Origin of the sequence: Leptospira inadai serovar Lyme str. 10, assembly GCF_000243675.2 — a bacterium.
Taxonomy (GTDB): domain Bacteria; phylum Spirochaetota; class Leptospiria; order Leptospirales; family Leptospiraceae; genus Leptospira_B; species Leptospira_B inadai.
The window spans coordinates 459,077-472,500 of sequence record NZ_AHMM02000015.1 but is presented as its reverse complement, the minus strand read 5'-3'; the positions used below and the strand labels follow the sequence as shown (position 1 = coordinate 472,500).

Below are 13,424 nucleotides of genomic sequence, written 5' to 3'. Positions count from 1 at the left end.
ATTGAGAACTTCGTATAATAGTTTCATAGATCTACGCCCACATAACTGAGGTTAAAGGATTTATTATTTAGGGGGAAGTCTCCGATATTCTCACCTCTTACGGCAAGCTCCAACGCGTGCCAGTTCAACACGGAAGGATCTCTAACATACGCATCCAGAATCGAGCCTGAAGAATCCAAGCTAATCGCGATCAAAACGGGACCTCTCCATCCTTCGGCAGAACCGAAATAAAGTCCCGATTTCGGTTTAGAGATTTTCGTTTTCTCTAACGAGTCTGCGGCTTTCGGGAATTCGATTAACAAAGGAATGGCTTTTTCCAACCACTCTCCACTGTTCTTCAACTCTTGATAGCGAAGATAGAATCTGGACCATGCGTCTCCCCGCATCTGCCCCGAATCTAAAGTAAGATTCAAGGGCACTGGAGTGAGCGAATAAGAGGAATCATGCACACGAAGATCTCTGGACAATCCGGTGCACTTTTCGACCATTCCTACGAATCCGAGATTCTTAATCTGTTTTTGGGGAACGATACCGCAAGCTTGCAACCTTTCTCGATTGGTGGATTTTTCGGAGGCTCTTTCGAAATGAGCGGCCACGTCTGCGGTAACGTTCGCGATTCGCTTGGATAGATCCGATAGGAACTCGGGAGTGATCCGCTTTCTTAAACGGACCTTTCCGGGGGAAAGAGCTCCGCGACCGAATCGATTTCCGGTAAGAGCTTCCATTACGCCTAGAGGAACTCCTCGTTGCATGGAGCAGACTCCCTGCAAAGGATAATAGCCGATGTCTCCCGCAATCGCACCTAAGTCTCCGATATGGATCGCGATTCTTTCGATTTCCAAAAGAACCGCCCTCGCGAAATTAATTTCCTGAGAAACCTGAATGCCATGGGCTTCTTCAAAAGCCTTGCTAAACGCGATATCATAGGCGATCGTAGAGTCGCCGGAGATTGCTTCGGCATAGGGAGCAATCGAATCCTTATGCAGACCTTTCATCTTTTCGATGAGCCCGCGCTTCTGGAATCCTAAACGGATATCTAAGTTCCGGATTTCTTCCCCTTCAACGATGAACCTAAAATGTCCCGGTTCGATGACTCCGGCATGAATGGGGCCGACAGCGTGGCTATAAAAAGAAGCAGGTACGGGAACATGAATGCCTCGATAAACTAGATCCTTGATTCCCTCCTTGGTGACGAATCTTTCCAAAAGAAGTTTTCTTTCCTGCGAAAGATATTTCTCGAAATCGATGGAGGAATAATCTTCAGCTCCTTGATCGGTTCCTAAACTATGCCTGAGAATCCAAATCGGATTTACCGCATCCTCTATAATGTTTTTCTCATTTGCTTTGGGAAGAACTTCGTGTTCTACTCCTTGATTGGTCAACCAAAAGCGATGCGTTTGTTTGGTTTCTTTGCTCTGAAAGATTCCGGTAACAGTCCTCATAAAACCCCCTGGACTAATAAGAAGAACCCCCAACACCCGGTGCCGAGCAAAAGGAGGAGGAGGAAAAATCCGTTCGTCATTCGGATACGCAAGATCGTCGAATTTTCCTTTTGGAAGGGTCGCCCTTTTAGGTTTAATAAAGGCGCGATCTTATACAACATGACCCCGAAGAAAACGAGACCTAGGATAGGGACTAAAATTACTAAACCCTTTCCACCGATTTGTCCCGCTTTGATCAGAATGATATCGTTCACAAAGACCGGGGAGCCCGGCATCACAAACGCCAAAAAGAGGGCTAAGACAAAGAGAGATAACGCAGGCTTGTTAATGGAATCGGATTGTAGAATTTTACCCAGTTCCCTTTTGCCTGCGTCCATTCTGACTATCCCCATACTGATGAATAGAAGGGACTTAACGACTAGATTGGAAGCCATGACGAAGTAAAATACCACATCGCTCAAATCCATCCAAAGAATCACCGCAAGTGCGCCCGTATGAAACAGCGCTACTTTTGCGGAGATCCTACGGATATCGTTCCTGTCATAAACGGCAAAGATACTGATTAGAATCGTAACGATCCCTAATACCAACAATCCGTCCGCACCGCTGAATGTGTGAGGAAAGAGTTGATGATCCATATGTACGAAAGGACGAAGCGCAAAACAAACCGAAACCGGTATGAATGCGGATAGAAGTGAGGACACTTGCGTCGGGCTCTCTCCGTAAGTGTCTTCGATCCAAACATGATTCGGGAAAAGACCTAGCTTAGCGGTGTATCCGAAGATCGCTAACCAAAGACCTATCTCTACCCATATGATTTCCGGATGATCGGAAACATTAGCCGCGAGGACGTCCACCGGTTGGTTGATTACATGGAAGGCTGCGAGAATCAAGACGATTCCTAAAAAAGCGATACCTAAACCGAAGGAGTTGATCAGTAGAAATTTCCAGGCTATGGGAAAGGATTTCGAAGTTCTACTGGATGAGATGAGTAAAGAGCCTACGAACGTCGTGGCTTCGATAAGAACCCATTGAAGTGTGGTATCTCTTTCCCCCCAAGCGGCGAAATTCAAACCCGCGCATAGGATGAGTAATACGGACCAAAAAGGTAGATCGGATTGATTGCGGGTGGGTGCGAGAACATAGGTTAGGAAAATCAGTATGAATACCGCAAACCCGATCCCGTATAAGATTTCCAAACTCATGCGGATGTTTCCTCCTTTCCTTTCTCGCTGTTGATTCGTAAGGCGGCGCCGGCTCCGATAATCAGAACCGCATCGATGAAGGAGCCGAATTCGCTACCGATAGGAACTCCCGATTTTAAGATCAACGTAAGTAGGAAGGTTCCGTTTTCAAAAATACTGAAGCAGGCAAACACTCCAAACCAATTCCGTCTTACTACGAATCCCACGATACCTACATAGATGAGTAATAAAACGAATAGAAACGCATATTGATGACTCTTTCCGAAGAAGTTCGAGATCATTCCCATGAAAGTATAACTGATCGCGGCTCCTGCGAACAAAAGAGCTAACGTCGGTAGGTACCCTACTTTAGGATATGTGGATTCTGCGGAATTCGTTCTTCTTGCAGTCCAATACAGAATCGCAGGCGTTAATAATCCTTTAAATACGACCACCATCAAAGCTAAAAATACTGAATGGAAAGTATCCCCGCCTTCTTCCTGATACAACGGAATTAATAATAAAAATCCCTGAATTCCGATGAGTATTACGAGTCGCTTTAAACGGTTTTCCAGGAGTGCAACCACTCCTGTTAAAAGAATAATAAGGTAACTAAAATCTGTCGCCATGGTTTATCCTAGCTTGAGCAATATGCCCAAGATCAACATGAAGATGAAGTTCAATCCCAGAAGTTCTGGAATCCAAACCCATTTTCTACGAGTACTATTCGATTCCCAATAACCGATCAAAGCCGATAGAAACAAAGCTCCACCGGTCGCGGTAAGCTCCCGTATCAAAGGACTCGAAATCAAGTTCAGGAAAATTTCTATATGTTCCAAACCGAGCTTTGTAAGAAGAAGAAGTAACGACGCCGTCTTAAGCTGATGAGCCAATTCAAAAAGAGCCCTCGTTCTTCCGGAAGCTTCTAAAAGCATCGCTTCGTGCACCATGGTAAGTTCCAAGTGAGTGCGAGGATCATCGAAAGGAGGTTTTGCAAGATCCGACAGTACGATTAACAATGCTCCGAAGAAGAAGAGAATTCCGAACGAGAGGTTCGCAAAATTCGCCTGAAAGACCAAGTTGGACTCGAAGACGACTAAAACCAAAATGAGAATCGGTTCCGCCAAAACGTATAAAAGGGTTTCTCTCGCGGCTCCCATTCCTCCGAAAGAAGTTCCGTTTTCAACCGCGTAAGAGACCGTCGCGAATCGAATCATCCCGATTAAAAACGGGACGAGCAAAAGTGAAGCCCATTCGAACGTGATGAGAGACCAAAGCGCCACCCCGAAAGTAAACGCGAATATCGCGGCACTTTCCGTAAAGAAGCCGGAAAACGGTCCGTCGATCGGATATTTGCGGATCATCCGAACGGTATCGTATAAGATCTGTAAGACCGGAGCTCCCCTCCTTCCTTGTCCATAAGCGCGGATTTTCTGAATGATTCCTCCGCAAAGAAATGGAAGTAGGAGGAAGGAGATAATGCGGATTAATGTATCCACTGAGAAATAATTTGTTTCCATATATCCCCCTCGGCCAATCGGACTGCGATGATCACGACCAATATAGCCAATACTGTTAACGACGAATAGGTTAAGTTGATCGAGATGGTCTCGTCGTCCGCTCCGACGATCTTCGCTTTTGCTGCGCCTAAAAGTTTGATGATGATTCGAATAAATCCTCGGTCGAAGAGCGAAGTTCCTTCTTTATCGACGAAATATCTTCCTAAGGGAGACACTAAAGGATCCGAGACCGCTGCGGGACCGATAGCGACTTCCGCGCCTCCGAACTGCCCTCCGCAATCCCAAAGTTTTCTTTGTTTGATTCTATGTCTAAAACCTAAAACTCCGATCGAGAGCAATAAGATAAGTCCTATTATATCCAATATTCCGAGACCCCTAAACCATTCCGATTCCAGCCAATCGACTTTGATCGCCACGTAATTGACTAACGCTAAAATCAGAATCGGCGCTATGAAAACGAGTCCGCCGATGATTCCGAGAGAAATCGTTATCGGTAGATTTCGACCGTGATCCTCGAAGTTCCTTCTGGGCCTGGATAACGAAAGTCCCAAGAATAATCTCAAGTGGGATGCGGCTCCTAGTGCAAGTCCTGTGCTGACTAAAATCAAAAGCGGGAGTACCAAGAGGGCGCTCGTCCCCGGAACCGCGACCACTGCGGATAATAATTTGATAAACGTAGCTTCGGATAGAAAGCCGGTCGTCCCCGGAATCGCAAGAAAGCTCAAGGTTCCGATCGCGGAAAGAAACGTGGGTATCCGACTCACTCTTCCGACACCGGTACTTTGATCCACTCCTGAGGCTCCCGATAATTTCGAAAGATATCCGAAATAAAGGAATTGAAACGTCTTACTGATGCTATGATGCACGAGAGAAATCAAAAACAGAACCCCGAACGCCTTACTCAATAATCGTAATCCTTCGGTCTCGCTCGACTGCCAGTATCCGGCAAGCAGGATACTCAACCATAAAAGGTTCATATTCTCCACCGTACTATACGCTATGGATTTCTTGATTTCTTTGGTAAAGAGAGCCGTCATTCCCGCCCACAAGACTCCGATAGCGGCTAACGGAATCAAGATGGTCGCATAGAAAGTTCCAGGAAGAAGCGGTAACGCAAACTTTGCGAACAAAATCAGAGGTAGGTTCACGAGCAACCCGGAGTATGCGGCCGATGCATGAGCTGGAGCTCCCGAATGGGCTTCCGGTAACCAAAAATGAACCCCGAAAAAAGCGGACTTTATTAGTAATCCTGCAATTAAGAAAAAGAGTCCGATGCCGGGGTCGGAGGCGAAGATCCAAAAGGTAAAACAAAAGGCTCCGATTCCTCCCGCCGACACTAAAGCCACGAAACTTCTTATCGACGAGTCGGTCCACCTTCCCCCTAAATACAGGAGAAACGCGCTCACCGTGGACAATTCCCAAAAAAGAATCAGCCAAAGACTTTTGCCTACCAAGTAGCAAAGTCCCGTGCTCAAGAAAAAAACCGCATACCCTAACAGAACCAACGGTTTCTTCTCTTTCTCATAACCGCTTACATAGAGAGATATCGGTATTCCCAACGCGGCCTGAAGCGTTAGTCCAATCAGGATCGAACTATCCGCTCCCAGAAAATCCACTCCTAACACCCTTCCGATCAGAAAGGGAACTAAAAGCGAAGCCGCAACCGCAAGATAAGCAAGTATCGTCATATTGCTCCTAATTCAATTAGAACGCCGCATTAAACTGCATGTAGAACATCCTCGCCTGAGACGCTGCACCTGCAGGACCGTAAACCGACGGAGTGTTTAAATGATTTAAAACCGCCGTCGAAGTAAGCGAAATCGATCCGTCGCTCGCGACAGTATATGTATAGAGTGCGTTTCTCTGATTTTTAACCGCATTTCCTGCGGAAAGGAATCCAGCTCCGATCCAGAGAGAAACATAGTCGTTTAACATATACATCCAAGCGATATCGAATTCGTTATATATATTCTTTCCTAGCTTTCCTAGAGTGTAAACCGTTTGTCCATTGGCATTCGTTACGCCGGTATTCGCTTCGGTGCTAAAGCCTGTGTTCGCCGTCCCGTTAATCGCATACCAAGCGTCCTGAACCTGAGCTTTGTCGTTTACGAAGTAGGACACAAAGAAGGTTCCGTATTCGTTCGATTTATAGGATACATGGACCGATTTACTGATTAAGTTCTTCGTATCAATATTCTCGGATAACCCAGCAACGTTATTGAAATACGGAATTACTCCGAACCGAGGATTCGCGATGGTTTGGAACGTCGAACTGCTTGCGCTCGCGCGATTGTGATTTCCGGAAGCATACTGATATTGAACACCGAAACGTAACTTTTCAAAGAATGTGTATCCGGTTTGTAAAACCAAAAATTCACCGGAATACTTCTGATTCTTCGTACCCGCAACGCTGCCGTTATAAGTGACTCCGTTAACGGTTAAAGGAAGAGTCACATCCTGGCCTGCGACCAAGTTATCGACTCTAACGCCGGTTGCTCCCGACTGCCATGCGCTCTCCAATGTCCAATCCCATCCTCCCCAAGGTCCTGCGGCAGGAAGGTTGTTATTTGCAGTCCGATTGGAAATTCTGAATCCGGTAGTGATTAGATTATTCTGCTGCTTATTCCAAGCATTAGGCGTTAGATCGGCTCCCGCTGCTGAAGGAACGGTCAACGTGCCCGCCGGCGAAATAGGCGTCTTGTGAGTTAATACTCCTAAGGAATAAATATCCACTAAGAACCAATCTTTTGCTTTTACGGTATTATAAGTTCCGACTAAATACTGGTCAGGCTGCCCCTGATTCGTTACCGTTTTTCCTGTCACAGGGTCGGTATAGGTGATGGGAGCATTCGCAGATAAGACGCTATTTACCCCGTTTGCATTGGAGACTAACTTATAGCCAAAAAGATGAACGTTGAACCAGTCTTGATCGAACATGACTCGTGCTCCATCGTAAGAAAGACCGTTAATCGTCCAGTTGGCCCCGCCTATCATTCGTTGATCTCCATAAGAAGGAATTTGACGACCGATTTGAACCTTCGCATTCATAGGCAGTTTTTTAATCATAAACCAGGCTTCACGAATGGAAGTCTGCCCGGCAGTATTATTCGAGGGTTGTCCCGGAACTACTGTCGTACCGGTACTTGCAAATGTGTTTGCCCGCGTGTCACCCACTGCGGCAGGCGTTTCTCCTCCCCAAACTCTCGCATCCTGAATGTTTACTTTCATCGAAAAATAAGGACTAGGATCGAAAATGAAAAAGAGTTGGGTTGTCTGCATGATTCTGGAGGTATCACCTTTATTCGCCCTATCGAACGAAAGGTTTTCCCGATCTTCATATCGAGGACGTATATACGCTCCAACGCGGATCCAGTCGTTTAACCAGGCCTTTTTCCGATTCAGGAATTTTTTTCCTAATTCCGGATCGAGAAAGATAGCCCTGTTATAATCTCCGGTTAAACCTCCAGCTTTCATCGGTGAAACATATGTTTCGTCATCCGAATTGGCGGCGGTTTGAGTAGGAGTTCCAGTTGCAGGCGTGGAATGGTCGGGTGTTACCGTAGTGGCCGGTTTTTCTTGTCCAAAAACCCCAGATACGACGGTAGTAACGGTTAGAAAGATAATAACGTTTTTTGAAAATTGAATCGATTTATTTTTTGCGAAGTTGGGAACTTTCATTTGCTTCCTCCGAGTTTCATTTTTACCGGATTTTCCTTCCGGACTTACTTATCACTCCCGTCCATTGTTTTTAAAAATGACGGAACTCGCGCACCTTGTTAAATACATTGGCGCTGAATCCGGCTTCGCTAAGCGAAGCCGGAAGGTCGCTTCATTTCTTTATCTTTAATCTCTATCTATCTTGTTTAAAGATAATCACTTAAGTCCGTTATACTCCGAGGACCGTCTTCACTAGGTAATAGTAAAGAGGGATGCCCGCGATAATATTAATCGGGAAAACGATCGATAGTGCAACTGTGAGATAAATACTCGGGTTTGCATCCGGAATCGATCCTTTCATTGCTGCAGGAACTGCAATGTAAGAGGCGGAAGCGCATAGTATGACGAACATGAATGCGTCGCCTAAAGGCATTCCGATAATTTTAACGAGAACTATACCTAAAGATACGTTGATTGCCATGATAATCAACGTTGCAAGAATCAAGAAAGAACCGACATGAGTTAGTTCTTTGAATCGTTTTGCGGCGGAAATTCCCATATCAAGTAGGAACAGAGTTAAGATTCCTTGGAATAAATTTTCGGAGAACGGTGATTCTTTCTTCCATCCGGATTCTCCGGTAAAGTAACCCACGAATAAGGCGCCTAACAATAAATAAATGGAATACCCGAAGAAAGCTTCATGAAGTAAATGTTTCCAAGAGAATCCGTTTTTTCCCGCGCCCTCAGCTTTTGTGCGTCCTATTCTATCCAATAAAACTGCGATAACGATTGCGGGAGACTCCATCAACGCCATTCCTGCGACGATAAATCCTCCAAATTCCTGGCCAACGTTGTGCAGGAACGCGCCCGCGGTAACGAAGGTAACAGCGCTAATCGAACCGAAAGATCCCGCTAATGCGGCAGCGTTCGGACGGTCCAGCTTAATTTTTAAGATGTAATACGCATAAATCGGAACTAGGGTCGCCATAAAAGAACACCCGAGGAGAACGAAGAAATGCTCCTGAGTAAACGGGGTTTTATACAGCTCATGTCCACCCTTGAACCCGATTGAGAACAGCAAAAACATCGAGAAGAACTTTCCAATCTGATCCGGAATTACTAGATCCGATTTAAAAAGAACCGCTCCCATACCCAGGAAGAAAAACAATACCGGGGGGTTAAGGATGTTCTCTATAACGGCATGAAAATCCATAAAATCTCCTTTGAATTCTCGGGTAATTTTAGAGGCCGAATATTTGCAGAGGTTTCACTCCCCGCTCTATCGATTTCCCCCTCACCCGAGAAGGATTATGTATTACATGACCTTCCAAACTTATAAATTTGGACATCAAAAAAAATCTTAAATAGTAAAAAATGAAAGTTATTTCAGCGTATTTGAGTGGGCGCTGCAATAACCAGCAATTTGCCCTTTTTTTAAATGACAAATGTCAATTTGTCGGAAATATTCAAGTAGCAGAGTAATGTGAGCCTGAGATTTGAGTGGTTTTTAACTCATGAAGCACAATTTTTAAGGATCGGAAGGCATCCTAAAAGGATGGATGGGATGAGCCAATGGGTTGTAGGAACTATGACAACCACTCCTTACCATAAAATTATATATTCCAAGATTATAATTATGGATAGATTAAGAAAAAACGGCCCGGAATCCTAATTCCGGACAAAAATCAATCCTTTTGAGAAGGTCCTAAAATTAAAAAATGGAATGACTGGGAAAGATAATTGCTTATACTTTTTACTGTTCCTAGTAGCAAATTAAGATAGCCTGACATAGAGCGAAAGTAAGGAAGACTGTAAAAACGTGAATTGGAAAAGAGAAAGGAGGCGAAGGGACCTTGGGCATACTACGTTATGGATCTCTTTTCTACTTTTCTTTATGACGACTTTCTTGACCGACCCGCTCCTGCCGAATCCGGTAATCAAAGGAGCGGAAACTGTTCTATTAAAATTGAGCTCCCCGACGGAAAATATTAGTTCTAAAATCGAATATAGATACCGGGGATTTCAGTTTCGGCATTGTAAGGTCGAAACAATTGAGACTCTCAGTCGTATGGAATGGCATCATAATAGCTCGGAAGTCGTGAGAGTCAAAAGAAATCCGACGGGAAATTGGCTGAGATTTCGGTTGGTTAATACCGGAGAAGAGGCGATTTTTAGAACTCTGGCCCTTGGTTGGTTGAACGTACCTGATGCCGAACTCTGCTCCCTTGATAGTAACGGTAAATTCGAGGCAGGCTTTGCGGGATACGATATTGATCCGCTCTGGAACGATCTGATCTCCCCTCTGCCGCACTTTAACATACGCCTACAGCCGCAAGAAGAGCGAACTTTTTATTTATATGTTCTCTCCAATGAGGATATCAATTATCCGGTTCGTTTGCTTCCCGAAGAGGATTACATGGTGGTCGTTAGACTACGATCCGTGATTTTTGTCACGATGGGATTCGTGCTGCTTTTGTCTTTGGGCTATAACGGGTTCCATTTTTTTAAAACCCGAAAGCCTCTTTTTTTAGCTTTGCCGTTTCACTTATTTTCCCTGGCAGCTACTTTATATTTCCTGCATGGAAAGGAATTTGCTTCGATTGTGGGAAATGCAAATAACCTCTTTCGGCATAATTATTTCTTATTCCTATGCATAACTCATATCGCATTCTTTCTTTATTTAGCGGCTTGGGATCGGGAGGATAATGGGAGCGTTTATAGATCTCCTTTATTTTGGATCGTATGCTTAACCGGAATCTTATACCCATTAATTCCTTTATATCAATTCTGGTACGACCATAGGATTCTCGTATTGGTAGCAAATTACGGTTTAATGATACTGTATTTCGGCAAAACGCATATATCTTTCGTACGACCTCGATCCGTGTACGATTTGTTCTTTATTTCCGTTTGGGGAATTTTTCTTCTTCTCGATTTATATAAGACTATTTTTCATTTTGATTTTTACCCGTACAACCGTATTGCAGTTTTCGGCGTTTTGTATTTCATTCCGTTTTTGACGGCTTTCGTCTCCCTACTTTCTCGGGAAATTATACGAAGGCGAGAAGAAGGAGAGGGATCTGCGCGAAAATCGCATCTTACCTCCTTGGACGTCAATCATTTTGTCCAGCGAATTCGGCAACTCCTGGAATCGGAAAAAATCTTTCTCACTAAATCTTTAAAGGAGGAGCATGTGGCTCGCGAATTAGGAATTACGATACATCAACTTTCAGAATTGATTAATACCGAATTTAAGACTAGCTTCCCTTCCTTGATCAATCAATATCGGGTCGAGGAAGCTAAAAATCTTTTAATGGAATTACCCGAGGAAAATACGACCGACATCGGATCAAGAGCGGGATTTAGCTCTCGATCCGCATTTTATCTTGAATTTAAAAAATTAACGGGTACGAATCCGAATTCCTTCCGGAAGGATATGCTTGCGGATAAGGTTCAGGCTGGCTGAAAGAATTACGCGTTAACCCGGAAATAGATCACATCTCCGTCTTGAACTATGTATTCTTTTCCTTCCAGACGAAGTCTGCCCTCTTCCTTTACTTTTGCGGGACTTCCCGTTCTATCTAAGTCTTCGAATTTCATTACTTCGGCTCTAATGAATCCTTTTTCAAAATCGGTATGAATAACCGAGGCTGCGATCGGCGCGGTACTTCCAAGATCCGTGGTCCAAGCTCTTACTTCCTGTTCACCGGCGGTAAAGAAAGTCACGAGACCTAAGAGTTTGTATGCGGAATGAATCATTCTATCAAGTCCGCTTTCGGTTTCTCCGATTTCGGTTAGAAATTCCAGCTGCTCGTTTCTTGACAGTCCGGAAATCTCTTCCTCGAATTTCCCGCAAAGCGTTACTACTTCGGCGCCTTCTTCCTCTGCCATTTTCTTGATGGCCGAAACAAGTGGATTGTCCTTTTGGGACGCCGACTTGTCGCTGATGTTTGCCACATACATCACTGGCTTGGACGTAATAAGATTAAATGTTTTAACGATCTTTCGTTCTTCCGGCTTGATTTCCGCCAAACGAGCTGGCTTTCCCGCTTTTAAAACATTGAGAATTTTCTCCAGGATGGCAGTCGTTTCGATCGCCTCCTTATTGCCCGCCTTTGCATTTCTGGCGATTTTTTGCTGTTGCTTTTCGGCGGATTCCAGATCTGCAAAGATCAGTTCTAAGGTAACCACCTGAGCATCCTCTACCGGGTCGATTTTTCCGTGAACATGAGTGATATTTTCGTCCTCAAAAGCTCTAACCACATGGCAGATAGCGTCCACTTCCCGAATATGGGAAAGAAATTTATTTCCAAGTCCCTCTCCCTGACTGGCTCCTTTTACGAGTCCAGCGATATCCACGAATTCCATAATCGCGGGAACGGTTTTTTGAGGAAGGTATAATTCGGCGAGTCTATTCAGACGCGGATCCGGAACTTCTACGATGCCTTTGTTCGGTTCGATGGTACAGAAGGGATAATTTTGCATTTCTGCCCCGGCTTTCGTAAGGGCGTTAAAGATCGTGGATTTTCCTACGTTGGGAAGTCCTACGATGCCGCAATTGAGACTCATGGAGTCAATCTAGTCAGGGCATGAAATCTGTAAATTCGTTTGTACCAGGAGGCAGCCTAGTTTGATTCTAGAATCCACGATTTATTCGAATCGGATGAATTCAACGTGTACGATTCCTCGGAAATTCGAATCATTTTCCCATTTCTGAAAAACACTTCCAGCACGGTTATTCCCAATGAATTCGGATTCGCTCCGCAACCGTAACTATATTCCCCCTCAAAGAATCGAAGCGGGCGTGAATAAGGTAGTAAAGTAATTGCGGGTAGGTCCCCCAAAAGAACTGGGCGTAACGAATGAATTTCTCCGGCGACGACTCCATTCGGAGTTTCCGCCGAATATTGAGTCGGATCCTGCACTAATAAAAAATGAATATCGACTTCCCGCTTCGCAAGGGAAATTTGGGATTGAAATTCTTCTTTCCAAGATGAAGTTCCGGCGGACTTTAAAGAAGTTACCGTCGGAGAGTAGAATAAGAACGTCAAGTCGACGATGGATTTACGAACCGCAGTTACCGGCAAGATGATCGGTGATTTAACCGAATTCGTTTTTTTTTCCCTTTTTCCGTTCGTTTGATCGGATGGATTCTTTTTTCGTTTTACTTCTTTTTTTGCCTTCCTGCTTTTCCGAATCTTTCCGGTAGGTTCTTTTTCTATCGCTTCGGGCGTTTTTACTTTGTCGGATGCCGGTTTATCATTATTTGAAATGGTTTGATCGCCGGGGAACAGTATTTCAAATCCGATCTCTCGGCGAAGTCTTTCCAATTCGGGAGAATTCTTCGGAAGATTTGGAACGGATGCGATTAAAAATGAATCCCCGCCTTCCTCCTGCTTTCTTTTCTTATAAGATTTATACCAGAGTGAAAGATTTCGTTCCCATACTTTCGAATATGGACCTTCTTTTTCCGGAAGGGAACAATAGACGACGATTCCTATCGGAGAATCCTTTCTGGCAGAGGAGTCTTCTTGTGAACGAAGAGAGTCCGTTCCGATACTCGATATGAATGAAAGAACGATTACAAATGATAACTTCGACAATCCTCGTAAATTCATAGA

Annotated in this window: 11 protein-coding genes (1 of these 11 cut by a window edge); 1 reads left to right on the top strand and 10 read right to left on the bottom strand. The window is 44.5% G+C overall.

All coding sequences use genetic code 11. The features are described from left to right. The 8 genes from LEP1GSC047_RS05970 to LEP1GSC047_RS05930 form a co-directional block, all read right to left on the bottom strand. Window positions 1-27: the beginning of an NADH-quinone oxidoreductase subunit B family protein gene (locus LEP1GSC047_RS05970; RefSeq protein WP_010419259.1), read on the bottom strand. 792 nt of this gene lie to the left of the window's left edge; the window shows 27 of its 819 coding nt (coding positions 1-27); the start codon lies at window positions 25-27; the stop codon falls past the left edge of the window. After that, window positions 24-1,442, bottom strand: coding sequence for a hydrogenase large subunit (locus LEP1GSC047_RS05965; protein WP_010419261.1), 1,419 nt, complete (start codon window positions 1,440-1,442; stop codon window positions 24-26). Before LEP1GSC047_RS05965 ends, LEP1GSC047_RS05970 begins: the two co-directional genes overlap by 4 nt. Next, on the bottom strand, window positions 1,439-2,647 hold the full coding sequence (locus tag LEP1GSC047_RS05960; protein ID WP_010419264.1) for a proton-conducting transporter transmembrane domain-containing protein: 1,209 nt from the start codon (window positions 2,645-2,647) through the stop codon (window positions 1,439-1,441). The genes LEP1GSC047_RS05965 and LEP1GSC047_RS05960 overlap by 4 nt, the downstream gene beginning before the upstream one ends. After that, window positions 2,644-3,255 (bottom strand): hypothetical protein, encoded by a 612-nt coding sequence (locus tag LEP1GSC047_RS05955; protein ID WP_010419267.1) that lies wholly within the window; start codon window positions 3,253-3,255, stop codon window positions 2,644-2,646. The genes LEP1GSC047_RS05960 and LEP1GSC047_RS05955 overlap by 4 nt, the downstream gene beginning before the upstream one ends. A 3-nt stretch (window positions 3,256-3,258) precedes the next feature. Beyond that, window positions 3,259-4,146 carry an NADH-quinone oxidoreductase subunit H gene (locus LEP1GSC047_RS05950; RefSeq protein WP_010419270.1) on the bottom strand — a complete coding sequence of 296 codons (888 nt, stop codon included), beginning with the start codon at window positions 4,144-4,146 and terminating at the stop codon, window positions 3,259-3,261. Further along, window positions 4,113-5,834, bottom strand: coding sequence for a proton-conducting transporter transmembrane domain-containing protein (locus LEP1GSC047_RS05945; RefSeq protein WP_010419273.1), 1,722 nt, complete (start codon window positions 5,832-5,834; stop codon window positions 4,113-4,115). The genes LEP1GSC047_RS05950 and LEP1GSC047_RS05945 overlap by 34 nt, the downstream gene beginning before the upstream one ends. 16 nt (window positions 5,835-5,850) lie before the next feature. Beyond that, window positions 5,851-7,824: an alginate export family protein gene (locus LEP1GSC047_RS05940; RefSeq protein ID WP_010419275.1), complete on the bottom strand. Its 1,974-nt coding sequence runs from the start codon at window positions 7,822-7,824 to the stop codon at window positions 5,851-5,853. 208 nt (window positions 7,825-8,032) lie between these two features. After that, complete coding sequence (locus LEP1GSC047_RS05930) at window positions 8,033-9,016, bottom strand: sodium-dependent bicarbonate transport family permease (RefSeq protein ID WP_010419276.1); 984 nt, start codon at window positions 9,014-9,016, stop codon at window positions 8,033-8,035. A gap of 606 nt (window positions 9,017-9,622) precedes the next feature. On the opposite strand from LEP1GSC047_RS05930, the gene LEP1GSC047_RS05925 reads away from it, so the two are divergent. Further along, complete coding sequence (locus LEP1GSC047_RS05925) at window positions 9,623-11,269, top strand: helix-turn-helix domain-containing protein (protein WP_010419278.1); 1,647 nt, start codon at window positions 9,623-9,625, stop codon at window positions 11,267-11,269. A gap of 5 nt (window positions 11,270-11,274) precedes the next feature. On the opposite strand, the gene ychF is transcribed toward LEP1GSC047_RS05925, so the two are convergent. Together ychF and LEP1GSC047_RS05915 are read right to left on the bottom strand one after the other, a co-directional pair. Beyond that, a complete protein-coding gene (ychF, locus tag LEP1GSC047_RS05920) occupies window positions 11,275-12,372 on the bottom strand; it encodes a redox-regulated ATPase YchF (RefSeq protein ID WP_010419279.1) in 1,098 nt (365 codons plus the stop codon). A gap of 56 nt (window positions 12,373-12,428) precedes the next feature. Beyond that, window positions 12,429-13,406, bottom strand: coding sequence for a hypothetical protein (locus LEP1GSC047_RS05915; protein WP_146036896.1), 978 nt, complete (start codon window positions 13,404-13,406; stop codon window positions 12,429-12,431). Window positions 13,407-13,424: the final 18 nt, after the last annotated feature.